This window comes from Campylobacter pinnipediorum subsp. caledonicus (assembly GCF_002022005.1).
GTDB lineage: Bacteria > Campylobacterota > Campylobacteria > Campylobacterales > Campylobacteraceae > Campylobacter_A > Campylobacter_A caledonicus.
The window spans coordinates 1160394-1185232 of the sequence record NZ_CP017258.1; the positions used below are offsets into that span (position 1 = coordinate 1160394).

Below are 24839 nucleotides of genomic sequence, written 5' to 3' on the forward strand. Positions count from 1 at the left end.
TTTATTTTTTACTTTTATTTAAAATATTTAATAAAAGTGGCGTTAATATGCTATGTGCCTTAGAATTTAAAGAAGCTAAATTTACTATCTTATAAAAATAAGATAGCTCATCTTCACTAAATTTAAACCCAGCCTCTAATGCTTCTAAAATAATAACGCTTAAAATTTCTTTTAGCTCATTTTTACCAAAATCATCACTACGTTCTTTTGTCTCTATTGTCTGTATAAAATTATAAATTTCTTTTAACTCTAGCTGTCTAAGGTTTAACCCTGAGCTAATTTTTTTTCTTTTTCTATTTTTATATTCTACTATCAAACGAGAACAAATAGTAGGAAGTAAAGCATTTTTACTAGGTGCAACAATATAAAAAAATATATTTCTAGGTGGCTCTTCTATAACTTTTAGCAGTGAATTTTGAGCCTCTATGCGAAAACTCTTAGCCATCAAAACTAATAGTTTATCTTGTTCTTCAGATATATAAGCTTCGTTTATGACATTATTTGCATTTTCTATTAAAAAATCATCACTTATAAAAAATTTAACATTATGTTTTAATTCTATCTCAAGCTCATTTTTAATACCATCAAAGTCATCTGAAATAATGATTTTGCTACGCATTTTATAAGCTTAATTCAGCAAAAAGAGTCGCATCTATGCTTTTATCAAGCAAATTATACAAACTTATAAGTTTTGTATCTAATTTATCATCACTCGAGCTAAGATAAAAGCTATTTTGAACTTGTTCATCAAAAAGCCACATATAACTATCATCATTTAACTTTGCAATTTGTGATTTTTTATCAGAACTTTTTCCAATATAAAAATAAACATATCCGTTTGGAAAAACTATACTAAGCATATCTTCAAGCAACATTATCTGCTCTTTTGAACTAATGTCATCCAAAGATGGATATATTGATTTTAGGCTTACAAATGGTAGCAATGGACGAGCAGAATTTACACTATTGATTTTTTTCAAAAGGTATGTCTCAAACCACTCTCTATCATCATCAGTAAAAACAATAAAAGTTCGACCATTAAGCAAATATTTTAAGCGTGGAGCCAAAAGATTTGCCCACTCAACACGCTTTTCTTCCATCCAACTAAGTAAAAGACCTTCGGAGCGTATAGCATCCAAAGTCCATTTCATAAACTCTTGCATTATTTTTCTAACTGATAAGCATTATGCAAAACACGAACAGCTAGCTCTGCATACTTTTGATCTACTATCACAGAGAGTTTTATCTCGCTTGTAGAAATCATTTGTATATTAATACCCTCTTTTGCAAGTGTTTCAAACGCAAGACAAGCTATACCACTATGACTTTTCATACCAACGCCAACTATAGACACCTTAACGATTTGATCATCATATTCAATATGCTTTGCGGCAGCTAGAGTACTCATAGTTTGTTTAGTAAGCTCTAGCTCATTTTGCGGAACTGTAAAACCTAAATTTGTAGTGCCATCTTGTCCAACGTTTTGAATAATCATATCAACATTTATATTTTTTTCAGCCAAAACTGTAAAAATATCAGCAGCAATACCAGGTTTATCAACAACGCCTCTTAAAGTAACCCTTGCTTGATTTTTATCCAAAGCTATACCACTTACCAAAACCGCTTCCATACTAACATCCTCTCCTGTTATCAAAGTCCCTTCGTTATGATTAAAACTATTTCTAGTTATAAGTTTTACATTTAATTTTTTTGCAAGTTCCACAGATCTATTTTGAAGAACTTTAGCCCCAGCACTTGCCAGCTCTAACATTTCATCATAGCTAATTGTATTTAATTTTTTTGCTCTTTTTTCTACCCTAGGATCTGTTGTATAAACACCATCTACATCTGTAAAAATTTCACACAAATCAGCATCCAAAGCACCAGATAAAGCAACAGCACTAAGATCGCTTCCGCCACGACCAAGAGTAGTGATATCTCCACCTTTTGTAATACCTTGAAAACCCGCAACTATTACTATTTTTCCATCACGAAGCTCTCTTTTTATTCTAGATGTATTTATGTTTTCTATTCTAGCTTTTGTGTGAATATCATCTGTATATATTCCAGCCATGGCACCTGTTAAACCAACCGCTGGATAGCCCATCTCATTTAAAGCTATAGTTAAAAGCGATGTAGTTACCTGCTCGCCTGAGCTTAAAAGCATATCCATAGCTATCGGATTTGGTTGTTTTGAAAAGTGTTCGCCGTATTCAACTAATTGATTAGTAACACCACTCATCGCAGAAACAACAACTACGACATCGGCACCACTTTTTTTAGTTTCTATAACTCTTTTTGCAGTTGCTTCTATTCGTTCAAGCGTTCCAACACTCGTTCCTCCAAATTTTTGAACGACTAGCATTAAAAAAATCCTTTCTCTTTAAAATATGTCAAAACCTTTGTATATATCGGTCTTTTAAAGTGATTTATATCATTAAAAATTTTATTAACATCAACAAATTTATACTTACTAAACTCTGGAAATTTAGTATTTAAATCAATCTTAGCACCACCTTTTAGTTTTACTAAAAAATACTTTTGTGTTTGTCCATCATAAGGATACATCTTAGTTGGTGCACTGTTTGGAAAATCGTAACTCAACCAATCAGGATATTCATCTAAAATTTCAATTTGGTTTGTTCCTATCTCTTCTTTTAACTCTCTTAAAAGAGCATCTTTGGGATTTTCTCCCTCATCTATACCACCCTGTGGAAACTGCCATACATGCTCTAAATCAACCCTATTTCCTATAAAAACATCACATTTTAAAGGATAGGCTGATGACAAAATAACAGCTGCCACATTGGGTCTATATTTTTTTTTCATGATTTAACCCATTTATTATTTTTTAATTATGCGAGATTTTATCCAAAAAGAGTTTACATGGTGTTTAAAACGAACCTTGATAATAATTTAATTTTTTTATGTAAAATGATAAAAAATTAATTAAAAAGATTGGATACTTTAATATTGCTACTATATATTCATATACCATTTTGTGAAAGCAAATGCCCATATTGTGCATTTGGTTCTGTTGTAGGAAAAGACTCAAAAGCTAATAGTTATTTTAAAGCTTTAGTAAAAGATTTAAAATTTCAAATATCAAATTTTAAAAACCTTAAAATTAAAACTGTTTTTATAGGCGGCGGAACACCTAGTGTTATAAATGCAAATTTATACCAAGAAATTTTTGATATATTTTTGCCGTATTGTTCAAAAAATGTTGAGATAACAAGTGAAGCAAATCCAAACTCAGCATCTTTGGAATGGCTAAAAAAAATGAAAGAGATAGGTGTAAATAGGATAAGTTTTGGGGTTCAAAGTTTTAATGAAAAAAAATTAAAATTATTAGGAAGAACACATAACGCTCAAGATGCAAAAAATGCTGTAATAAATGCAAAAAATGCTGGGTTTAAAAATATCAATGTAGATATAATTTATTCCACAAAATTTGATAACAAAAAACTTTTAAAACAAGAAATTGAAAGCATAAAACAACTAAAAATAAATCATTTAAGCGCTTACTCACTAACACTTGAAGAAAACACACCATTTTACAAAAAAACACAATATCAAAACAATAGCCCAATTTTAGCAAATTTTATAATTTCTGAGATAAAAAAAGCTGGGTTTAATCAATATGAAATTTCCAACTTTGGAAAAGCTTGTCAACATAATCTAAACTACTGGAAAGGAGATGAATATATAGGCATAGGGGCTTACTCTGTGGGGTTTTACGATAAAAAAAGATTATACGCTAGTGAAAATATGAATAATTACATTAAAAATCCACTAGAAAGAAAAATTGAAAACTTATCAAAAGATGATTTATTGCTAGAACATATATTTTTAGGAGCTAGAAGCAAAATAGGAATAGATAAAAAAAAATTAAGCCAAGAACAACTCAAAAAAGCTGAAATTTTAAAAAAATCTAGAAAAATTATGGAAAAAAACGGAAGATATTTTGTAAGAAATTTTCTTTTAGCCGATGAAATTGCTCTTTTTATAAATGAAAATTAATCAAATTTTGAGAAAAATAAAGCTAAAATAGACACCTTAAATTGATAAAAGTATAGGACAAAAATATGTTTGGAATGAGTCTTCCTGAAATAATAATGATAGCAGTTGTTGCTGTAATAGTCCTAGGTCCTGATAAGCTTCCACAGACTATGGTTAGTATAGCCAAGGTACTAAAAAACATTAAAAAAAGTGTCAATGATGCAAAAGTAAGCTTTGATCAAGAGATAAAGATAGCAGAGCTAAAAGAAGATGCTAAAAAATACAAAGAAAGTATAGAAAAAACAACTCAAAATGTTAGGAAAAAACTCACTTTTGAAGAGCTAGATGAGCTAAAAAAAGGTGTAACTAAAGATATAAATACAATACAAGAGAGTATAAAAAACCCAACAAAAACGATAAAAAACACAATACTAAACGATAAAGAAGAAAAATAAATGTTTGAAGAATTAAAACCTCATTTAGCAGAACTCAGAAAAAGACTTACAATAAGCTTTGTTAGCGTAATAATTGGTTTTTTTGTGTGTTTTAGTTTCTGGAATCCGATACTAGCTTGGATGAGCGAGCCATTAAAAGAGGTATTGCCAGAAGGAAGCAATATAATTTTTACACAGATACAAGAGCCGTTTTTCACAGCTATGAAAGTTGCCTTTTTTACAGGTCTTATTTTAACACTACCTATAATTTTTTGGCAATTTTGGTTATTTGTAGCTCCTGGACTTTATGAAAATGAAAAAAAATACGTTATACCTTTTGTGCTTTCAGCGACTTTAATGTTTTTATGTGGTGCTTCATTTTGTTACTATGTTGTTGTCCCACTTGGTTTTAAATTCCTAGTAAATTTTGGCGGTCAATTATTTACAGCGCTTCCAAGCATAGGTGAATATGTTGGATTTTTTACAAAAATATTAGTAGCATTTGGACTAGCATTTGAGCTTCCTGTAATTACATTCTTCTTTGCAAAACTTGGATTAGTTGATGATCAGATGCTTAAAAACTATTCAAGACATGCAATAGTTATTATTTTTATATTTGCAGCCGTTATGACACCACCTGATGTTATAAGCCAACTTCTCATGGCTTTTCCACTTCTTGGCCTTTACGGAATATCTATAATGATAGCAAAAAAAGTAAACCCCTATAAGAGTGATAATGAAGAAGATGAAACACAATCAAATTCAACACAAAACAATGCCAATGAATGATATAAATGCCCTTTCTAGTTACGACTATAATTTACCAAATGAATTAATAGCAAATGAACCAATTATGCCAAAAGAGGACGCAAAACTCTTGGTATACCATAAAAACAGCAAAAAAATACAACATCTAAAATTTGGAGACTTGGCAGATATCTTACCTGAATGTGCTGTCATTTTTAATGATACAAAAGTTATAAAAGCAAGAATCATAGGCAAAAAACAAAGTGGTGGTCAAACAGAAATAATGCTAAATCAACCACTTGGTGATGGTAAATTTAGTGCATACATAAGAGGCAAAGTAAATCAAGGAAGCATGCTAATCTTTGATAACGATATAAATGCGGAAGTCTTAAAGCTAAATGATGATGGAACAAGAGTGGTTAGTTTTTTAAAATCAAATAAAAAATTAGACACAAATGAGATATTTAAAGAGCTAGAAATTATAGGACATATACCTCTACCTCCATATATAAAAAGACCAGATACAAAAGAAGATGAAAGCTGGTATCAAAGCATATTTGCACAAAATTCTGGTGCAGTTGCAGCACCAACAGCAAGTCTTCACTTTTCTAATGAAATGCTTGAAAAAATAAAAAAAGCGCACAAAACATCATATATAACTCTTCATGTTGGGGCTGGAACATTTAAAGGTGTTGAAAGCGAAAATATAAATGAGCACAAAATGCATAGTGAGTTTTTTAGTATACCACAAGCAACACTAGACATAATAAACTCAAACACACCTATATTAGGTGTTGGAACAACTGTAACTAGATGTATAGAAGAGTATGCTAGAAGCAAAAAAGAGAGTGGTTTTTGCAATCTTTTTTTAAATTTAAACAATCCGCCTATAAGACAACAATATCTACTTACAAATTTTCATTTGCCAAAATCAACATTAATAATGTTAGTAAGTAGCTTTATAGGGCTAGATGAAACTATGGAAATTTATAAAACAGCTATAGAAAATAAGTATAGATTTTACTCCTATGGAGATGGGATGATAATAATATGAAAGAGTTTGATCTAGTAAGTGGTTTGAATTTTTTGCTTGAAACACTTTACTATGATGCTATATCTACAAATAATAAAATTTTATTTGATTATGATTTGTCCTATCCTAGAGTTTTTGTCGGAGAAAAAGAGAGGCTTATTAAAACATTAGAATATTCGGCAAAATCTCTTCTTTATGCAAACACACAATCACAAATAATAATATCATTTAAATTAACGAATTATGATAGAAATAGAGTATTTTTTAGAATAACTATAAATTTAAATCAAAACAAACAAAGCGACAATAATCTAGATAAAAAAAATATACAATACCTAAATAAGTGGATAAAATATTCAGATTATGAAGTAATTATAAAAAACAACAAAATAATATTAGATATAAAATTAACATTAGGTTCTAAAAGAGATAGCTTTTATGAATTTTTTCACCTAAACAGTCATTTTGAAAAATCAAAAAAATATCATGCCATAGTTGCCTATGAAAACAAAGACGGTTTCAATATCTTAAAGAATCAATTACTCTCAATGGATATAAACATAATTCAAAAAAATGACTATGAAACTTTTATGAAACATATGAAAGATGCTATATATAAGCCAAATTTAATATTTTTGTATCAAAATTTTTTAACAAAAAAAAATATTTTTGAAGAGATATATAAAATACAAAAAATTAAAAACTTTTCAATAATCATTATATGCGACAACGAAAATAATATAGACAAAAAAATAATAAAAGATAGCATAATACTCAGACAACCATATACATATGATTTATTAATTGCGATTTTAAATTTAACACAAAACAAATAACACAAAAACTAAGTGTTATCTAACATTATTACAATAAAAAATTTATTAAATTTATTTAATTTAAAAATAACAAAATAATATATGTAAAAATAAAATCCAAAAGTTTATATAAAATTAAATTATTTTTATATAAACCAATTAATATAAATTAATTAGTTTTTGTTATTTATATGCGTATATAATAAATATTTTTTGTTAGATATATATAATTTTTATATTCTTTCCTTAAAAAATATTATTTTTTTACTGAATTTTATGGCTATTTGTATAACAAAAAAGTTATTTTTTATGTTTTATAGCTGTTTTTATAACTATTTTAATTAAATTTTACTTATAAGATTAAAGTAATATATATTTATAATACTAAAAATGGATATTTAGATAAAAACTTAAAATATAAAATAAAAATTAAACTTTTTTACTAAAAATTATATTATAATTTCAAAATATTTTTTACACAAAGGATATAAAATGGCTACTAGAAAAGAGCATGATTTTATAGGAGAACTTGAAATAGACGACAGTGTCTATTATGGTGTGCAAACATTTAGAGCACTTGAAAATTTTGTAATTAGTGGAAAAACACTAAAAGAATATCCATTTTTCATTAAAGCTTTTGCTCAAATAAAAAAAGCAGCTGCTTTATCAAACAAAGAAGTCGGAGTATTAGAAGCAGACAAAGCTGATTTTTTAGCGAAAGCTTGCGATAAGATAATAAATGGCGAGTTCGCAGATCAATTTGTAGTAGATATGATTCAAGGTGGTGCTGGAACATCAACAAATATGAACTTAAATGAAGTTATTACGAATATCGCGCTTGAACTTATGGGACATAAAAAAGGCGAATACCAATATCTACATCCAAACGACCATACAAATTTAGGTCAAAGCACAAATGACACATATCCTAGTTCTATAAAAGTTGCAGTTTATTCCAAAATGACTGATTTATTAGATGCTATGAACTTATTAAAAGATGAGCTTGAAAAGAAAGCAAAAGAGTTTAAAGATATAATAAAAATGGGAAGAACCGAGCTAGAAGATGCAGTTCCTACAACTCTTGGAAATACATTTAATGCATTTGCAACTTATATAAAAAGCGATATAGAAAAAATTACAGCAGCAAGAGAATCAATGAGATATCTAAATATGGGTGCTACTGCTATAGGAACTGGTATAAATTGCCATCCTGATTACAAAAATGTAATAGAAAAAAAATTAAGTGAGATAGTTGGTGTTGAGTTTAAAAAAGCTAATGATTTTATAGCTGCTACACAAGATACTGCTGATTTTGTTCATGTAAGTGGAGCTTTAAAAACAGCTGCCGTTAGACTAAGTAAAATAGCAAACGATTTGCGTTTAATGAACTCTGGACCAAGATGTGGATTAGGAGAGATAAATTTACCACAAATGCAACCGGGAAGTTCTATAATGCCTGGAAAGGTAAATCCTGTAATATGTGAAGTTGTAGGAGAAGCTTGCTACGAAGTAATAGGTAACGATACAACAATTATGCTTTGTTCTGAAAGAGGAGAATTTGAATTAAATGCTTTTGAACCAGGTATAGCATATGCCTTATTTAATTCACTAATTATATTAGAAAATGCTATGAAAACTATGGCAACAAAAGCTATAAAACATTTAACTGCAAATCCAGAAGCTTGTTTAAAATCAGTGCTTGGTTCTGTAGGTATAGTAACAGCATTTAATCCGCATATAGGATATGAAAAGTCAGCAAGTATTGCAAAAGAAGCTCTAAAAACTGGAAAACCAGTTGGAGAAATATGCCTAGAAAGAGGATATTTAACAAAAGAGGAAATAGATAAAATTTTAGAGCCAAAAAATATGCTAAATCCTAGCATGACAAGATAGTTTTAGTAATTAATCTAAGTGTAACAATAAATTTGCTATTATTTTTACATTGTTTAAAGCAATATTTTAAATAAATTTAAGGAAGGAGATATTACATGGATATAATGTTAATTTTACAAATCATAGTCCTTTTTGGTGGTATCTATTTAGGTGTTAAATTAGGTGGTATGGGCATAGGCTATGCTGGAGGTCTTGGTGTTATTGTATTAACAATTGGTCTTGGCATGAAGCCAGCTAATCTACCTTGGGATGTTATTTTAATCATTGCATCGGTAATATCTGCAATAACAGCTATGCAAGTCGCCGGTGGACTTGATTATATGGTTCAAATAGCAGAAAAGTTTTTAAGAAAAAATCCGAAATACATAAACTATCTAGCACCAATAGTAACATACTTATTAACAGTATTTGCAGGAACTGGACATACTGCATTTTCAATACTACCAGTTATTACAGAAGTTGCGAAAGGACAAAATATAAAGCCATCCGCTCCACTTGCATTATCAGTTGTATCATCTCAAGTAGCAATTACAGCAAGTCCTATAAGCGCTGCTTTTGTTGCTATGACTGGTGTTTGCGAACCACTAGGAGTTAGCTACCCAATATTGTTATTAATTTGTATTTCTACAACATTTGGGGCTTGCTTAATCACGTCTTTTATAGTAAATAAATTTTATGACTTAGATCTTTCAAAAGACCCTATATATCAAGAAAGATTAAAAAAAGGTCTTATAAAAGAGCTAAAAGGACAAGAACATAAAGAACTTCTTCCTTATGCAAAAAGATCAGTTGCAATATTTGGTATAGGTGTTTTAGCTGTTGTTATATATGCACTAGCCATATCAAATAGTATTAAGCTAATAGATCCTGTAATACTTGGTAGAGATGGCGCAATAATGAGCTTTATGCTAACAATAGGTGCATTTATAGTAATATTTTGTAAAGTTGATACGAGCAAACTTTTATCAACTAGCACATTTCAAAGCGGTATGAATGCGTGCATATGTGTTCTTGGTATAGCTTGGCTTGGAAGCACATTTGTTGCTGGACACATAGATTCAATAAAAGAAATAGCATCTGAAGTAGTAACCAAATATCCTTATATATTAGCAATTGCTCTTTATTTTGTAAGTTGTCTTCTTTATTCACAAGCAGCAACAACAAAGATAATGATGCCAGCTGTTGCAATTGCCATGGGAATGACTACTCCTGAAAACTCAGGACAAATTTGGATTTTAGTAGCATCATTTGCTGCCGTTTCTGGTCTATTTGTTCTTCCTACATATCCAACAACACTTGGAGCTATTGCAATGGACGACACAGGAACAACAAAGGTTGGTAAATTTATAATAAACCACTCATTTTTTATTCCTGGCACAATAATGGTAACTATATCTGTTATGCTTGGATTTATTGTTGCACCAATTTTAATCTAACCCAAATTATCAAGCTGAGATAAAATTCTCGGCTTGATAAATTAAAAAAATAATCTTTTTTGCCGATATATATATATAAATTAAGCAATAAAGGATTATATATGCAAATCAACTCATCTTTTTCAAACATTAATCAGCAAAATATAAATAAAACTAAGCAAAATGAAAATAAATTTGAAAATTTAGATGCAACAATGAATGCAAAACAAATTTCAAATTCATATTTTTTACAATACTCTAAACAAATAGAGCAAACAAGTTCATCAAGCATAAATGCACAATCATCTATTTTTGGTATATCAAATATAAATATACCAGATAATTTAGCTGAAATTTTAAAAGATATAGATCTAGATAAAATTGGCTATAACGGCAAAAATATAACAGAATTATCAAAAGAAGAAGCGGCTGAACTTGTAAGTGAAAATGGTTTTTTTGGAATATCGCAAACATCAGAAAGAATAGCAAATTTTATAATAAATGGTGCTGGAGATGATGTAGAAAAATTAAGAGCTGGTAAAGAAGGAATGTTAAGAGGTTTTAAAGAAGCTGAAAAATTATGGGGTTCAAAACTTCCTGAAATTTCGCAAAAAACAATTAAAAAATCAATACAAGAGGTTGATAAAAAACTAGCTGTGCTTGGCGCCGATGTTTTAAATGTGTCAGCTTAATAAAATTTTGTCCTAAATTTATTAGGACAAAATTATTATTTTATCTTTGGTGAAAAAATTAGACTTATAAAAGAATTAACACTATCAGATGTTATTTTTTGTATTATTTTTTCTATTTTTGGTGTCTCTTGCCAAATTGGTATATCAACATTTGATATATTTTCAAGCTCTTTTTTAGCATCAAAATAACCACCAAGCTCATCTATAAGGCCAACTTTTATAGCATCACCTGCTAAAAATACCCTTGCATTAGCCCATTCATTTATATTTTCTAATTTCAAATTTCTAGCCAAAGAAACATCAGTAGTAAAAAGCTCATATGATTTATCAACCAACTCTTGAATACTTTGTCTTTCAACCTCACTCCACTCTCTAGTAAATGTTCCGGCCTCTTTAAACTCACCAGCCTTTACCACTTGTTCTTTTATACCTATTTTACTAGCAAGTTCTGATATATTTGGGGCTTGCATTATAACACCTATAGAGCCTATAAAAGAGCCTGGATTGGCTATTATTTTATCAGCGTTCACACCGGCATAATAACTACCGCTCGTCATACTTCCGGCCGCATAAGAGACAACTTTTTTTTCAAGTTTTAGTTTTTTAACCTCCATAGCTATCTCAACACTAGGGCTTAAAGAACCACCGGGGCTATCTATATAAAGCAAAACACCTTTTATGTTTTTATCATTTCTTATATTTTCAAGCTTTTTAATAACCTCATCGGCATTAAAAATAGCACCTCTTATATCAACTTGCGCTAAATTTGAACTTTTTACATCAGTTTCAGGTGAAAAAACCAAAAACAAGATTAATAAAAAAATCAAAGCCTTAAAATAGTTATTTATAAACTTAAAAATAGCAATTATTGGTAAAAAAATATTTTTTAAAAATTGCACTCATTTCCTCCTATATAAAGTTTTTTTACATTTTTTGTTTGTAAAAGCATCTGTGTTAAAAGTGAGCTTTCATCGCATTGTGGTGCTTTTAAAACCATGATATCAGAATTATACCCTTTTTTAAGCACTCCGTTATTTAAACTTAAAGCATTAGCACCTCCAATAGTAGCAGCTTTAAATAATTTTTTACAAAGCTCATTTAAGCTCAAATCACAATGGGTAAAAATAGCCGCCCTAATCTCATCAAACATATTTAAACTCAAATTTGAACTAAGACCATCTGTTCCTATATTTAAAGACACATCAAAATCAAGCACACTTTTTAGATCAAGCCTCCTATCTCCAAGAAGTCTATTTGAACGAGGACAATGTGTTATACTATGATTCTTATCAAAATCTTTTAAATTTGAAGCATAAACACAATGTGTAAAAAGAGTCTTTAATCCTTTGAAATTTGCAAAAAATTCATCAGGATTATACATAGGCTTTGGATTATCAATAAATTTTTTGAGATGATTTTCAAAATTCCCCCTACCCTCTTCAAGCCACTGTTTTTCGTATTTGCTCTCTAAAAAATGAGTAGACAAAACTAGCTTTTCTTTTTTTGCAAAATCTAATGATTTTTGCAAAAGCTTAGGATGAACCGAATAAGGCGAATGTATAGCCATTGCAGGTATAAATCTCTCGCTTTTATACTTTACGCTTTCGCTAAAACGCTTTAAAAATAAATCAAAACTTTGTTCACAATAAAGCTCATTTGAACCTAAAATTTCATTAAACATAACTACATTTAAAGGTGAGTTTGCCAAAGACTTAATATCATTACCAAAACTTGATATCGCACCAACACTTGCTATTCCACTTTTTAGCATTGATTTTATAGCTTTTTCAATTACTTTTGGCGTTCCTTTTTTCACCAAAAAAGCTGAGTTTTTAACAATAGAACCAAGCCATACAATAAAATCACCATAAACCAAACTACTTTTATTTGCACTAAATTCCAAATGAACATGTGTATTTACAAAAGCTGGAGCTATGATAGAGTTTTTCATATCAATCACTTCGGCATTATTATATTTTTTTATAATTGTATCAGCATCGCCCATATCTATAATATGCTTTTGAAAAACAATAGCATGGTCTTTTAAAAAATTTAAATTTTCATCTATTAAGTATTTTGCTTTTAATATCTTCATATTTTACCCCTAAAAGTTGAGTATTGTAGCAAAAATTTAGAAATAAAAATGTATAATCTAGCTACATTTTATCAATGAAAGGTTATAAACGTGGATAAGAAATTTAAAATAATGGTTATTCAAGGACCAAATATCAATATGCTAGGTGTTAGAGATCCTGGTATGTATGGAAGTATGAAGATGGAAGATATCCATTCTCAAATGAAAGTAGTTGCAGAACAATACGGAGCCGATATTGAGTTTTTCCAAAGCAATTTTGAAGGTGAATTGGTAGATAAAATACAAGAATGTTTAGGTGAAGTTGATGGAATCATAATAAACCCAGCTGCATATTCTCATACTTCAATAGCAATAAGAGATGCTATAAGTGCTGTTGGATTACCTGCAATAGAAGTTCATATAAGCAATATCTACAGAAGAGAAGAGTTTAGAGAAAAAAGCTTGATAGCACCTGTATGTGCTGGTCATATTGCTGGTTTTGGACCTGTGGGATATCATTTAGCTATGATAGGAATGTTACAAATTTTTGATCAAATCAAAGCCTTGGAAGCAGCAAATCAAAATCAATGAAAAATTATATCCTAAGAGATGAAAACGCTGTATTTTTTGAATGCGGATACAGCTGTGATAATGAAATTTTTATCTGCGTAAATGGATATAAATTTTTTATCACTGATGCAAGATATGCCATAGAAGCACAAGAGTTTGCAAAATCAGATGTTAGTATTATATGCACACAAACAAGCGTCATCAAAGAGGCTAGATTTTTATTAAGAAAACTTAAGCCAAAAAATCTAGTTTTTGATCCATTTGATTTTAGCTATGCTGATTTTAACCAACTCTCTTCATCTCTTGGGGTTCATTTTATACAAAAACCAAATTTTTCAAAGCTAAAAAGAATTATTAAAAGCCAAGAAGAGATCCAACTCTTGCAACAAGCAGCAAAATTTGGAGAAAAATGTTTTGATGAATTTGCTGATTTTATCAGAAAAAATGGCGAAAACATGAGCGAAGAAGAGCTATTTTTTAATGCAAATTTGATTTTTCGTCAAAAAAATACACTAGGACTAAGTTTTGAGCCGATAGTGGCTATAAATGAAAATGCGGCAAAAGCACATGCTTTACCAAGTAAAAAAAAGCTAAAATATGGAGATTTACTCTTAGTTGATGCAGGTGTTAGATATAAAAAATACTGCTCTGATAGAACAAGAACGGCTTGTTTTGATGAGAATTTCAACTTCTCAAAAGAGCAAAAATTTAAAAATCAAAAACAACAAGATGTATATGAGATAGTAAAACAAGCTCAAATAAAAGCCATAAACATCATAAAACCAGGAGTAAAAGCAAAAGAGATAGACTTAGCAGCTAGAAATTTCATAGCAAAAGCTGGTTATGAAAAAGAGTTTTTTCACTCAACCGGACATGGAGTTGGGATAGATATACACGAGTTTCCAAATATAAATAAAAGAGAAGAAACCATCATTAAAGAAGGTATGATTTTTAGTGTGGAGCCTGGAATTTATATACAAAATGAATTTGGTGTTAGGATAGAGGATGTGGTTTTAGTAACCAAAGATGGAGCGTTGATTTTATGATGGCAGATGGAGCAAGATCTATCACAAGCTCATCTTTTTTTCCAAAATATTTTGGATTTAAGAATAATTTTAAATTTAATACATTGATAGGAGTTGGTGGAAATATAGGAAATACAAAAAAAATATTTGATAGATTTATAAGAGCATTAAAAGAAGATAAAAGATTTCACATAGTTGAAACATCTCCAATACTTATAAATAAGGCATTTGGATATATATATCAAAATGATTTTAGTAATGCTGTTATAAATTTACAAACTAGTGTAAGTCCATATAATTTATTAAAAATAATGCAAAATTATGAGAAAATTTTTAGGCGGACAAGAAGTTTTAAAAATGCACCAAGAACACTTGATTTGGATATATTATATTTTAGTCAGAAAGTTAGAAAAACAGAAAAACTGACAATACCACATATCGGAGCAAATCAAAGACTTAGTGTTATAATTCCGCTTGGACTTATGAAAGCTTAAAAAAGGGACTTTAATGGCAACCAAAATGTATTCGGTTACAGCAGAAAGTAGTATAGAGGCGTTAAAAAAAGCAAGAGAACTTTATGGTGATAACGCTATTCATGTTACAACCAAACAAATACAGCCTAAAACTATAAATAAAAAGCCTATATTTGAAGTTGTTGTAAGTGTTGAAGAAGCTGATGAGATAAAGCAAAAACCAAATCCTGTAGTATTAAATTATGAAAATGCTTATTCTAAATTCAACCAAAAACAAGAACCAGCAAAACCGAAATTTAGTATAACAGAAACAAAACAAGAGCCAGTAAAACAAAATAAATTAAATAGCGAAGATGTAATGCTTAGCATATCAAATATGGCAAAAGAGATAAGTGAAATAGCAAATATTCCAGCTGTTGAACCCACTAAAAAAGAACAAAACCAAACAAATAAAAAAATGGATGAAGTTGCAAAACAGGTAAACATCTTGAGCGAAAAGGTAAATCTCATAACCGATATGTTTTGGGATGAAAGAGCCGCTAGTAGAAACAATCTAGCAATTCCACCTGAGTTTGCCACTATATACAAAGCAGCAAAAAGTAGTGGCATGAAAGAAGAGCATTTAGAGGCTATAATGCACACAACCTTAACAAACATGCCAACAAGTATGAAAGCAAATCCAACCGCTGTAAAAAGATATTTTTACTCTTTACTTAGAAATATGCTTCCTTGTAGAAAAGAAAAAAAGCATTCAAAACAAAGAATAATGATGCTAGTTGGTCCAACAGGGGTTGGCAAGACAACTACACTAGCAAAACTTGCAGCAAGGTTTGCATATAGCAGCGAAAAAAGATACACAACAGGCATAATAACACTTGATACATATAGAATAGGAGCTGTTGAACAACTATTTCAATATGCAAAAATGATGAAACTTCCAATTCTTGATGTTATTGAAATAGATGATTTTAAAGATGCTATAAGAAGGCTAAATCATTGTGATATTATACTTGTTGATACAACCGGAAACTCGCAATACGACAAAGAAAAATTAGATAAGCTTGATAAGTTTTTAAGAGCAAGTGAGGCACAAATAGATGTAAGTTTAGTTCTTAGTGCTGGGTCAAAAGTAGATGATCTGATAGAAATTTATAATGGTTTTTCTTTTTTGGATATAGACACGCTAATCATAACAAAGTTTGATGAAACAAGAGTGTTTGGAAATGTATTTTCTTTGATATATGAGACAAATACACCTGTTAGCTATTTTTGTGTTGGACAAGAAGTTCCTGATGATTTGATAGAAGCAAAAAGTGATTTTTTGGTTTCTTGTGTCTTAGAAGGTTTTAAAAAGGATGTTTTATGATAAATCAAGCACATAAGTTAAAAAACCTAGTTTCAAATGCTACAAATCAAACACAAAAAAGAACACATTTTATAGCTATAACAAGCGGTAAAGGCGGGGTTGGCAAAAGCACTATTAGTGCAAATATAGCAAATGTTTTAGCTACAAATGGATACAAGGTCGCACTTTTAGATGCTGATATAGGACTTGCTAATTTAGATGTTATCTTAAATGTAAAAATGGGTAAAAATTTATTAAACGTATTAAAAGGTGAATGCTCCTTAAAAGAGATACTAATAGAAGTTAAAAAAAATTTAATACTAATACCTGGCGAAAGCGGAGATGAGATATTAAAGTTTAATAATCAATTTTTATATGAGAGATTTTTAACTGAGGCAAACGAGCTTGATGAACTTGATTTTATGATAATAGATACAGGTGCTGGCATAGGCGGAAGCACTCAACTTTTTTTAGAAGCCGCGGATGAGGTTGTTGTTGTAACTATACCAGACCCAGCAGCGATAACTGATGCATATGCGGTTATAAAAATATTATCAAAATTTAAAAGCAACCCTTTACTTCTTTTAAATATGGTAAAAAATGAAAATGAAGCCACAAAGATATTTGAAAATATCAAAAAAGTAGCTGTAGCAAATATAAAAAATGAATTGGATCTTGAATTTATAGGGCATTTAAATGCTGATAAAATAATATCAAAAAGTATAAAACAAAGGACACTGTTCAGCGATGATGCCCCGTATAGCAATTCAACATCTGAGCTAAAAGATATTGTGTCAAAAATTTTATATAAACTGGAACGAAAAGTGCTTGTAAATGAAAATCACAGTTTTAGTGGATTTTTCAAACGATTAATAGAGCAATTTTAAGGAATTAAGGTGAGAGCGGAAAATTATATAGCATTTTTTACTGTTTGTGGTTTTTTTACCGGAATAATATGGTCTTTTATAAAAGCACAAGAGGCTATTGATATGCTTATATACACCGTCTTAATCACTTTTTTTTACTATCTTATTATACACATAATAATTATGAATTATGTTGACATAAAAACAACAATAAAGAAATTTTTTGACAAAGAAAAACATGAAGAAATTGCCGATTATTTGCTTAGCGAATTAGCGATAAGAGAAAAGCGAATAGAACACCTAATTATCATGCAAGAGCCTGAGACAAAGCAAAAAACAACAGGTAAAACAAATGCAAGAGCCAAAGCAAAAGCAGCCTAATCCTTATCAAAATGCTATTAAAAAAGAACAAGATGAAATTGTTTTATCATATATGCCTGCATTAAAAACAATGGCATTTCGCCTAAAAGAGAGACTTCCGGCAAATATAGAAGTAAGTGAGCTTATAAGCATAGGTGTGGAAGAGATGATAAAACTCAGCAGAAAATATGACAAAACACAAAATAATTCTTTTTGGGGATACGCTAGAAAAAGAGTTTATGGCTCCATGCTTGATTATCTAAGAAGTCTTGATCTAGTAAGTAGATCAAACAGAAAACTCATCCGCCAAATAAATAAAGCCGTAGATGAGTATTTTAATAAATTTGAAGAAGAGCCTGATGATGAATATCTGGCTAAAGTCTTAAATGAAGATATAGAAAAGATAAAAAATGCAAGAAATGCAAATATGGTAAGTTCTGTTTTATCGCTAGATGAGCAAATAGGCACTTTAAGTAGTGAAAACACAGAAGAAACTGTCTCAAGAGATGACTTGATTCAAAAAATTGAAAATGTTTTAAATAACTTTACACAAAGAGAACAACTTATAATACAACTTTATTATTATGAAGAGCTGAGTTTAAAGGAAATAAGTGAAATTTTAGAAATAAGTGAAGGTAGAATTTCTCAAATTCACAAAAGACTATTAACTAAAATAAGAGAAAATTTGGAGGGTTAATGGCTGATATTTTAAGTCAAGAAGAGATAGATGCGTTACTTGAGGTTGTTGATGGAGACACAGAGCCACATGATATAGAATCACACTCTAGCGACAACAGTGAACAAAAACAAATCATTATATATGACTTTAAGCGTCCAAATCGTGTATCAAAAGAGCAACTTCGTGCAATAAAAGGGATACACGATAAACTAGCCAGAAACCTAGCTTCTCAAATTTCTAGTGTCATGAGAAGCATAGTTGAAATTAGGCTTCATAGTGTGGATCAAATGACATACGGCGAGTTTTTGATGAGTCTTCCAAGCCCCACAAGTTTTAATGTGTTTTCTATAAAACCACTTGATGGAAATTGTATATTAGAAATAAATCCAAGTATTGCATTTCCTATGATAGACAGATTGCTTGGTGGAAATGGCGAAAGTTTTGAAACCAACAGAGAACTAACAGAAATAGAGATAAACTTACTTGATGCTATACTAAGAATGATAATGCAAAGACTAAAAGAGAGTTGGTCTATGATAACTGATATGTATCCAAATGTTGAGGCCAAGGAAAGTAGCCCGAATGTTGTTCAAATCGTATCTCAAAATGAAATTGTAATAATGGTAGTAATGGAGATAATAGTAGGAAACTCGAGCGGAATGATAAATATATGTTATCCTGTAATATATCTTGAACCTATCTTATCTCGCTTGGCAAATAGAGATATAATGCTTGGGGAAACAAGCGCTAAAAAAAGTAGAAATAAAGAACTAAAAACATTGATAGGAAGAGCTGAAATTTTATACGAAGCCATACTCGGAAAAACAGTAATTAGTGTAAATGAATTTCTTGATTTGAAAGAAGGAGATATATTAAGGCTCGATAGAGGAGCTGATGATAAAGCAATAGTTGCCATTGATAAAAAAGAGGTATTTTTAGCAGAAGTTGGGCTTTATAGATTTAGAAAATCTATAAAAATAGAACAATTAATAAGATCAGATAAAGATGAAATAAAAAATATACTAGAAAAATACGAAGAGGAAAGAAAAGCAAAACTTTTAGCATACGAGCAAGAAGAGAAACAAAGACAAGAGGAAGAACAACGCAATGATGAATGAATTTTTTAATATATTCTCAAATGAAATAAAGGCTACAGTTGAAGGGCTTACAGGTAAAATACCAGAGATTGGAGAGAGAAATGACTTTGATGCAAAAACGCAAAATGGCATTAAAACACCTCTTGCAACTTCAAACATAGCCATAAAAGGCGAATGCAATGCAAAAGGGATGCTTGTTTGCACACCTGTACTCATAAGTGCTATTGGCGAATGGATGATGGGCGAGGAAGAGATAACAAAAAATGAAAATTTAAGTGAAGATGACCTAGATGCAGCAAAAGAGATTTTTTCAAATCTTATAGGTGCATTTAATACATCATTGGGTGCTCAAAAAAATCTACCAAAACTAAGCTTTGAAGTCCTTGGTGTAAATTTTTTAAAAGAAGATGATAATTTAAATCTAAGTGACTTTGAAAAATTATATCTTTTTAATATAAAGATAGAAGATTTAGATGAATATATAGGATTTGTTGGGGACATAGAATTTAATCAAGCAATAGATCCAAGCCAAAAAAAAGAAGAAAGTAAACAACCACAAAAACAAAACACAACAAACAATTCAGGAAATTTAACAACAGAAGAGATGAGAAATATAGGTCTTATAATGGATGTAAGACTACCTATAAGGGTAAGAATAGGCTCTAAGAGAATGCTGTTAAAAGATGTTTTATCAATGGATATAGGATCTGTAATAGAGCTAAATCAACTTGCAAATGATCCTCTTGAAATTTTAATAGGTGATAAAGTGATAGCATATGGAGAGGTTGTTATTGTTGATGGAAACTTTGGTATACAAATCACACAAATAGGCTCAAAAAGAGAAAGGCTTGAACAATTAAAATGAAATTTATAAATGAATTTACAAGCTATAAAGATAAGATTAAAATATCTGAAAATAGCGTAACTTTTTTTGGCTCAGCAAGATTTAAATCCGATAATAAATATTGTAAAAGCGCAAAAGAATTAGCTTTTATGTTAAGTGAAAATGGTATAAACATAATCACTGGTGGTGGCGATGGAATAATGGGAGCGGCAAACGAAGGTGCATACAAAAGCAAAAAATCACAAAGCATAGGCTTTAATATAAAACTACCCTTTGAACAACAAATAAATAACTTTACTAGCTATAGTTTTATATTTTCAAACTTCTTGCCTAGAAAATTTGCACTTATACAACATTCAAAAGCCTTTGTTGTATTTCCTGGAGGATTTGGAACTCTTGATGAGCTATTTGAGGTCTTAGTTTTATCACAAACAAAACTCAAAAAAGCAAAAATTTTCTTATATGGTGTTGATTTTTGGGAAAAACTTGATGATTTTATAAAAACTACATTATTAAACGAAAATGCGATAGATACAGACAGTTTGAAACTATATAAAATCACAGATGATTTAGACTTTATTAAAAACGAAATTTTAAATATTTAAAAAAATAAAATATAATCCAAATTTCAAAATTTAAAATAAAAGGTTCACATGAAAATAATGGTTGCAATGAGTGGCGGAGTAGATAGCACTATGACCGCTAAATTTTTAAAAGAGCAAGGACATGAAGTACAAGGTTGTTATATGAAACTTCATTCCAAGCCAGGATATCACGAAGAAAATATAAGAAAAGTTAAAAAAGTTGGTGAATATCTTGGTATAAAGGTTCACATTTTGGATTTGCAAGATGAGTTTAACAAATATGTCTATGATCCATTTATAAATCTATATAAAAATGGAAAAACACCAAACCCTTGCGCATTATGTAATAAATTTATAAAACTTGGTGCTTTGCTTGATTTTGCAAAGGAAAATGACTGTGAAAAACTAGCTACAGGTCACTATATACAAATAATTGATGGCTTAATAACATCAGCAAAAGATGACACCAAAGATCAAAGTTATTTCTTAGCTCAGGTTCCAAGAGAGATACTAAAAGATGTTCTCTTCCCACTTGGAGATAAATTTAAAAAAGACATAAAAGAACTTGCAAAAAGTGTTGATGTGCTTAAAGAATTTGGAGAACAAGCTGAAAGTAGCGAGATATGCTTTGTTGATAAAACATATATAGAGGTATTGCAAAAACACTATAATACAAGCTTGCCTGGGAAAGTTGTTGATAAAAGTGGCAAAGAGATAGGGACACACCAAGGATATATGCACTACACTATCGGGAAAAGACGTGGCTTTGAAATACACGGCGCGCACGAACCACATTTTGTGCTTAAAATCAATGCTGACAAAAACGAGATAGTCGTGGGTTCAAAAGATGATTTAAAAGAGAACAAAGTAACACTTGAAAACGTAAATATGTTTATAGATGATTTAGAGTTCGATTGTGATGTAAAAATAAGATATAGAAGCCCTAAAATCAAAGCAAGAGCAAAAATAGACACGATAAATAATACTGCTATATTAAACTTAAGCGAAGATGCCTACGGAGTAGCGCAAGGACAACTTTGTGTTATGTATAAAGGCGATCAAGTTATAGCAAGTGGTTTTATTGTTTAACAAAATCTCATTAATTAGTCCTAAAATATAGGACTAATTTTAACTTATTTAACAATAATTATTAAATAAACAATATAATTCTTATCTTAATTTATAAATTTTTATCTGTTTACAAAACATAAATTATTGTAATAAATTTCATAACTACAATTTTTTACAATATAAGGTTGTAATTTTAGATAGATACAAAATTCAAGGAGTTTTATTGAGTACCTTACAGACCATATCGTTAGCTGGCTTGGTTATATATTTTGCTGTGTTACTTTTTATAGTAGCAAAAGAAAAGAAAAACAACAATACTATTGATTACTTTTTTGCAGGCAGGTCTTTGCCATTTTGGGCTTTGTCTATAACCTTTATAGCATCTTGGTGGGGTGCTGGTTCGGCACTATCCACAGCAGACCTTGCCTACTCAGATGGACTTGGTGCATTTTGGTATTATGGTGTGCCTGTGCTTATATCTACTTTTTTGATGATAGTTGGCTCAAAAGCTATAAGAAGGGTTGAGTATTTAACACAAGGTGAGATGATGGAAGCTAGATACTCAAAAATCACTTCTAAATTTCTTTCAATTATGATACTTATTTTTATGACATTTACAGCAGCATCTCAGATGGTAGGCATAGGAAATTTTTTTGGCACATATCTAGAAATGCAATATGAAACGGCCGTAATAATAGGCGCTGTTATAGTTTTGATATATTCAACATTTGGCGGTTTTCGTGGTGTTGTTTTGACAGACATTATACAATTTGTTTTACTTGGGATTTCAGCCATAGCTGTATTTGTAGTAGCTATAAGCAATACTGGTGGCTTTTTAGATATAGCAACTACAGCAAAAAGCCTAGGTAAAGATAACTATATGAGCATAAGCGATGGAGCATCAAAATATATGATGTATGTTATAACCTTTGGTTGTGCTTGGATGATACAAGCAAATGTTTGGCAAAGAATTTCAGCAACAAAAAGCGATAAAGATGCTTATAAAATGACAGTTATGAGCTTTTTTGCTTATATTCCACTTTATTTAATAGTAGTTTTTACAGGCATGGCCGGGATAGTTCTTTTTGATAAAATGCCAGAAGGCGGTGTTGTAACGGCCATAGTTACGGAGTATATGTCACCAATTCTTGGGGCTATTGTTTTTGTTGGAATTTCAGCAGCTATTATGTCTACTATGGACTCACTTATAAATACGGGTGCAATGACACTTACCATGGATTTAGCCGAAAAAGAAAAAAGCGAAAAAGAAAAACTAGCATTTTCTCGTATAGCAACGCTTATAGTCACCATTATAGCACTTGTTATTTCTTTAAGGATTAGATCTATTTTGGAGATTTCTTGGATAGCCTCTGATATCATAACAACTGGTGTTTTTATACCTTTGGTTTTTGGTTTTATTTATAGAAGAGGGAATTCAAAAGGAGCGATAGCTTCTATGGGATTTGGACTTATTTATTGTCTTTACAATCTTATTAGAAGTTTTGAGCCGTCTATGCCAGCATTTTGGGAGCCAAACTCAACAGCACAAGTCATAATCGGAGTAAGTAGCTCAGCCATAATATATTTTATAGTTAGTGCTTTAACAAAACCAGAATATGAAAAAGCTGATAAATTCATCAAAATGGCAAACATATTTAAAAAATAGTTTTTATTCCACCAAAAAAAGGTGGAATAAATTTATTTTTTCTTATACTCTATACTAATTTCAAATTCTTTTAAACGCTTATGAATAGATCTAAGCTCAGTTATAGTCTTCCAGTTATCTATAAAAATACTAAAACTTGAACGAACTTGTGAAAATGCATTACTTACCTGAACCAAGATACCAAGCGTTATAAGCCCAGTAAAAAGCCCCTCTCCCATGATAATATACGGAACAATAACCAAAATTTGAGAAAAAGAATAAAGCCAAATATTAAAATAACCATAATGCAAAAATAGTCTTGAATAATTAAATTTCAAGCCAATAAAAAGCTCGGTTATAGTCTTTGTATCAGCATAATTGATCTTATCTTCTTCTGCATAAACAAGTTCTTTTCTAAAAGCAGCTTCTACTTTTTGATTGTTGTATTCCAAATTTGGCAATTTAATCCCAACCAACCAAGATAATATAAGCCCACCAATACTCACAAATAAGGCTATCCAGACTAAAGAACCAGGTATATCTTGTATATAATCAAGCTCAACTTTTTTACTAAGTTCCCACAAAATAGGAGTAAAGGCAATAAGTGTCATTATAGAATCTAAAATCTGAACACCCAAGCTTTCCATTATAGTACCAAATCTATATATATCCTCTTGCATACGCTGAGAACTTCCTTCTATATCTTTTTTTGACTTTTGCCAAAATTTTAAATAATCAAAAGTCATAGCCTCACGCCATCTAAAAACCCAATGGCTAGAAAAAAAACTGATTATCATTCTTACTAATATGTAAGGCATAACTATATATATAAATATCCTTATTGAAGCCCAAAAATCATCAATAGTGTGGTCTTTTATATTTTGCATAATGTCATAAAAATTTTTATACCAATCATTTATTTGGAGATTTAGATAAGTTTGAAATATCAACAATAATACTATAAATGCAAAACCTCCATAAGCCCACATAGCCCATTTTTTACTATAAAAAAAAGATGAAAACAACAGCACTCCTTGAGTTAAATTTATGGCGATAATATCTAAAAAAATATTAACAAATACAAAAATTTGATATTTATTAATATTTTTTATGATTATTTAAAAAGATTAAATGTAGAATTGCAACTTAGTTGCAAATATATTCAAATTAAAAAA

General features: G+C 30.0%; 27 protein-coding genes. 20 read left to right on the plus strand and 7 right to left on the minus strand.

The annotated features are described in order from the left end of the window. Position 1 precedes the first annotated feature (1 nt). Genes CPIN18021_RS05860 through CPIN18021_RS05875 form a run of 4 tightly spaced genes read right to left on the minus strand, consistent with a single transcriptional unit; the run spans position 2 to position 2829 of the window. A complete protein-coding gene (locus tag CPIN18021_RS05860) occupies positions 2-619 on the minus strand; it encodes a DNA polymerase III subunit delta' (RefSeq protein ID WP_078424628.1) in 618 nt (205 codons plus the stop codon). 1 nt (position 620) lies between these two features. Beyond that, the gene (locus CPIN18021_RS05865) at positions 621-1163 is read right to left on the minus strand and encodes a HobA family DNA replication regulator (protein ID WP_078423531.1); all 543 of its coding nucleotides are present in this window, start codon (positions 1161-1163) and stop codon (positions 621-623) included. Beyond that, positions 1163-2365, minus strand: coding sequence for an aspartate kinase (locus tag CPIN18021_RS05870; RefSeq protein WP_069636244.1), 1203 nt, complete (start codon positions 2363-2365; stop codon positions 1163-1165). Before CPIN18021_RS05870 ends, CPIN18021_RS05865 begins: the two co-directional genes overlap by 1 nt. Next, entirely contained in the window at positions 2365-2829 is a 465-nt protein-coding gene (locus CPIN18021_RS05875) for an RNA pyrophosphohydrolase (protein WP_078423532.1), read from the minus strand. The genes CPIN18021_RS05870 and CPIN18021_RS05875 overlap by 1 nt, the downstream gene beginning before the upstream one ends. 144 nt (positions 2830-2973) lie before the next feature. On the opposite strand from CPIN18021_RS05875, the gene hemW reads away from it, so the two are divergent. From hemW to CPIN18021_RS05915, 8 genes are all read left to right on the plus strand, one after another. Continuing rightward, a complete protein-coding gene (gene hemW / locus CPIN18021_RS05880; protein WP_078423533.1) occupies positions 2974-4023 on the plus strand; it encodes a radical SAM family heme chaperone HemW in 1050 nt (349 codons plus the stop codon). Positions 4024-4088: 65 nt separating this feature from the next. Next, entirely contained in the window at positions 4089-4457 is a 369-nt protein-coding gene (tatB, locus tag CPIN18021_RS05885; protein WP_069638010.1) for a Sec-independent protein translocase protein TatB, read from the plus strand. Beyond that, the gene (tatC, locus tag CPIN18021_RS05890; protein WP_069632574.1) at positions 4458-5225 is read left to right on the plus strand and encodes a twin-arginine translocase subunit TatC; all 768 of its coding nucleotides are present in this window, start codon (positions 4458-4460) and stop codon (positions 5223-5225) included. It begins immediately after the preceding gene. Then, a complete protein-coding gene (gene queA, locus CPIN18021_RS05895) occupies positions 5218-6237 on the plus strand; it encodes a tRNA preQ1(34) S-adenosylmethionine ribosyltransferase-isomerase QueA (RefSeq protein ID WP_193431659.1) in 1020 nt (339 codons plus the stop codon). Before tatC ends, queA begins: the two co-directional genes overlap by 8 nt. Beyond that, positions 6234-7052: a hypothetical protein gene (locus CPIN18021_RS05900; protein ID WP_078423534.1), complete on the plus strand. Its 819-nt coding sequence runs from the start codon at positions 6234-6236 to the stop codon at positions 7050-7052. Before queA ends, CPIN18021_RS05900 begins: the two co-directional genes overlap by 4 nt. A 471-nt stretch (positions 7053-7523) precedes the next feature. Next, a complete protein-coding gene (locus tag CPIN18021_RS05905; RefSeq protein ID WP_078423535.1) occupies positions 7524-8924 on the plus strand; it encodes an aspartate ammonia-lyase in 1401 nt (466 codons plus the stop codon). 95 nt (positions 8925-9019) lie between these two features. Further along, the gene (locus tag CPIN18021_RS05910; protein ID WP_078423536.1) at positions 9020-10360 is read left to right on the plus strand and encodes an anaerobic C4-dicarboxylate transporter; all 1341 of its coding nucleotides are present in this window, start codon (positions 9020-9022) and stop codon (positions 10358-10360) included. Positions 10361-10461: 101 nt separating this feature from the next. Then, a complete protein-coding gene (locus tag CPIN18021_RS05915) occupies positions 10462-11031 on the plus strand; it encodes a hydrogenase-4 component G (protein WP_078423537.1) in 570 nt (189 codons plus the stop codon). Positions 11032-11066: 35 nt separating this feature from the next. On the opposite strand, the gene sppA is transcribed toward CPIN18021_RS05915, so the two are convergent. Next, the gene (gene sppA / locus CPIN18021_RS05920) at positions 11067-11930 is read right to left on the minus strand and encodes a signal peptide peptidase SppA (RefSeq protein WP_078424629.1); all 864 of its coding nucleotides are present in this window, start codon (positions 11928-11930) and stop codon (positions 11067-11069) included. Then, a complete protein-coding gene (gene mqnF / locus CPIN18021_RS05925) occupies positions 11918-13126 on the minus strand; it encodes an aminofutalosine deaminase family hydrolase (RefSeq protein WP_078423539.1) in 1209 nt (402 codons plus the stop codon). Before mqnF ends, sppA begins: the two co-directional genes overlap by 13 nt. A 90-nt stretch (positions 13127-13216) precedes the next feature. Between mqnF and aroQ the strand changes: the two genes are divergently transcribed. The 12 genes from aroQ to CPIN18021_RS05985 all read left to right on the plus strand — a co-directional run bounded on the left by aroQ (position 13217) and on the right by CPIN18021_RS05985 (position 23685). Then, a complete protein-coding gene (gene aroQ, locus CPIN18021_RS05930) occupies positions 13217-13696 on the plus strand; it encodes a type II 3-dehydroquinate dehydratase (RefSeq protein WP_078423540.1) in 480 nt (159 codons plus the stop codon). After that, positions 13693-14721, plus strand: coding sequence for a M24 family metallopeptidase (locus CPIN18021_RS05935; protein ID WP_078424630.1), 1029 nt, complete (start codon positions 13693-13695; stop codon positions 14719-14721). Before aroQ ends, CPIN18021_RS05935 begins: the two co-directional genes overlap by 4 nt. Further along, positions 14718-15194 (plus strand): 2-amino-4-hydroxy-6-hydroxymethyldihydropteridine diphosphokinase, encoded by a 477-nt coding sequence (gene folK, locus CPIN18021_RS05940; protein ID WP_078423542.1) that lies wholly within the window; start codon positions 14718-14720, stop codon positions 15192-15194. Before CPIN18021_RS05935 ends, folK begins: the two co-directional genes overlap by 4 nt. 13 nt (positions 15195-15207) lie before the next feature. After that, positions 15208-16539 (plus strand): flagellar biosynthesis GTPase FlhF, encoded by a 1332-nt coding sequence (gene flhF, locus CPIN18021_RS05945; RefSeq protein WP_078423543.1) that lies wholly within the window; start codon positions 15208-15210, stop codon positions 16537-16539. Next, positions 16536-17405, plus strand: a complete 870-nt coding sequence (locus CPIN18021_RS05950; RefSeq protein WP_069632563.1) for a P-loop NTPase — start codon at positions 16536-16538, stop codon at positions 17403-17405. Before flhF ends, CPIN18021_RS05950 begins: the two co-directional genes overlap by 4 nt. Before the next feature lie 9 nt (positions 17406-17414). After that, complete coding sequence (locus CPIN18021_RS05955) at positions 17415-17765, plus strand: hypothetical protein (RefSeq protein ID WP_078424631.1); 351 nt, start codon at positions 17415-17417, stop codon at positions 17763-17765. Further along, positions 17737-18441: an RNA polymerase sigma factor FliA gene (locus tag CPIN18021_RS05960; RefSeq protein WP_078423545.1), complete on the plus strand. Its 705-nt coding sequence runs from the start codon at positions 17737-17739 to the stop codon at positions 18439-18441. The genes CPIN18021_RS05955 and CPIN18021_RS05960 overlap by 29 nt, the downstream gene beginning before the upstream one ends. Next, on the plus strand, positions 18441-19541 hold the full coding sequence (gene fliM, locus CPIN18021_RS05965; RefSeq protein ID WP_078423546.1) for a flagellar motor switch protein FliM: 1101 nt from the start codon (positions 18441-18443) through the stop codon (positions 19539-19541). The genes CPIN18021_RS05960 and fliM overlap by 1 nt, the downstream gene beginning before the upstream one ends. Then, positions 19531-20385 carry a flagellar motor switch protein FliY gene (fliY, locus tag CPIN18021_RS05970; protein ID WP_078424632.1) on the plus strand — a complete coding sequence of 285 codons (855 nt, stop codon included), beginning with the start codon at positions 19531-19533 and terminating at the stop codon, positions 20383-20385. Before fliM ends, fliY begins: the two co-directional genes overlap by 11 nt. Then, a complete protein-coding gene (locus CPIN18021_RS05975) occupies positions 20382-20969 on the plus strand; it encodes an LOG family protein (protein WP_078423548.1) in 588 nt (195 codons plus the stop codon). The genes fliY and CPIN18021_RS05975 overlap by 4 nt, the downstream gene beginning before the upstream one ends. A gap of 48 nt (positions 20970-21017) precedes the next feature. Next, positions 21018-22037: a tRNA 2-thiouridine(34) synthase MnmA gene (mnmA, locus tag CPIN18021_RS05980; protein WP_078423549.1), complete on the plus strand. Its 1020-nt coding sequence runs from the start codon at positions 21018-21020 to the stop codon at positions 22035-22037. Between the two features lie 205 nt (positions 22038-22242). After that, positions 22243-23685, plus strand: coding sequence for a sodium:solute symporter family protein (locus tag CPIN18021_RS05985; RefSeq protein ID WP_157886669.1), 1443 nt, complete (start codon positions 22243-22245; stop codon positions 23683-23685). Between the two features lie 32 nt (positions 23686-23717). On the opposite strand, the gene CPIN18021_RS05990 is transcribed toward CPIN18021_RS05985, so the two are convergent. Next, positions 23718-24689 carry a putative transporter gene (locus CPIN18021_RS05990; protein ID WP_078423551.1) on the minus strand — a complete coding sequence of 324 codons (972 nt, stop codon included), beginning with the start codon at positions 24687-24689 and terminating at the stop codon, positions 23718-23720. Between the last annotated feature and the right edge of the window lie 150 nt (positions 24690-24839).

Coding starts and splice junctions, on each gene's coding strand:
- CPIN18021_RS05860 (WP_078424628.1), bottom strand. CDS start 619: ATGCGTAGCAAAATCATTATTTCAGATGACTTTGATGGTATTAAAAAT.
- CPIN18021_RS05865 (WP_078423531.1), bottom strand. CDS start 1,163: ATGCAAGAGTTTATGAAATGGACTTTGGATGCTATACGCTCCGAAGGT.
- CPIN18021_RS05870 (WP_069636244.1), bottom strand. CDS start 2,365: ATGCTAGTCGTTCAAAAATTTGGAGGAACGAGTGTTGGAACGCTTGAA.
- CPIN18021_RS05875 (WP_078423532.1), bottom strand. CDS start 2,829: ATGAAAAAAAAATATAGACCCAATGTGGCAGCTGTTATTTTGTCATCA.
- tatB (WP_069638010.1), top strand. CDS start 4,089: ATGTTTGGAATGAGTCTTCCTGAAATAATAATGATAGCAGTTGTTGCT.
- tatC (WP_069632574.1), top strand. CDS start 4,458: ATGTTTGAAGAATTAAAACCTCATTTAGCAGAACTCAGAAAAAGACTT.
- queA (WP_193431659.1), top strand. CDS start 5,218: ATGAATGATATAAATGCCCTTTCTAGTTACGACTATAATTTACCAAAT.
- CPIN18021_RS05900 (WP_078423534.1), top strand. CDS start 6,234: ATGAAAGAGTTTGATCTAGTAAGTGGTTTGAATTTTTTGCTTGAAACA.
- CPIN18021_RS05905 (WP_078423535.1), top strand. CDS start 7,524: ATGGCTACTAGAAAAGAGCATGATTTTATAGGAGAACTTGAAATAGAC.
- CPIN18021_RS05910 (WP_078423536.1), top strand. CDS start 9,020: ATGGATATAATGTTAATTTTACAAATCATAGTCCTTTTTGGTGGTATC.
- CPIN18021_RS05915 (WP_078423537.1), top strand. CDS start 10,462: ATGCAAATCAACTCATCTTTTTCAAACATTAATCAGCAAAATATAAAT.
- mqnF (WP_078423539.1), bottom strand. CDS start 13,126: ATGAAGATATTAAAAGCAAAATACTTAATAGATGAAAATTTAAATTTT.
- CPIN18021_RS05935 (WP_078424630.1), top strand. CDS start 13,693: ATGAAAAATTATATCCTAAGAGATGAAAACGCTGTATTTTTTGAATGC.
- folK (WP_078423542.1), top strand. CDS start 14,718: ATGATGGCAGATGGAGCAAGATCTATCACAAGCTCATCTTTTTTTCCA.
- flhF (WP_078423543.1), top strand. CDS start 15,208: ATGGCAACCAAAATGTATTCGGTTACAGCAGAAAGTAGTATAGAGGCG.
- CPIN18021_RS05950 (WP_069632563.1), top strand. CDS start 16,536: ATGATAAATCAAGCACATAAGTTAAAAAACCTAGTTTCAAATGCTACA.
- CPIN18021_RS05960 (WP_078423545.1), top strand. CDS start 17,737: ATGCAAGAGCCAAAGCAAAAGCAGCCTAATCCTTATCAAAATGCTATT.
- fliM (WP_078423546.1), top strand. CDS start 18,441: ATGGCTGATATTTTAAGTCAAGAAGAGATAGATGCGTTACTTGAGGTT.
- fliY (WP_078424632.1), top strand. CDS start 19,531: ATGATGAATGAATTTTTTAATATATTCTCAAATGAAATAAAGGCTACA.
- CPIN18021_RS05975 (WP_078423548.1), top strand. CDS start 20,382: ATGAAATTTATAAATGAATTTACAAGCTATAAAGATAAGATTAAAATA.
- mnmA (WP_078423549.1), top strand. CDS start 21,018: ATGAAAATAATGGTTGCAATGAGTGGCGGAGTAGATAGCACTATGACC.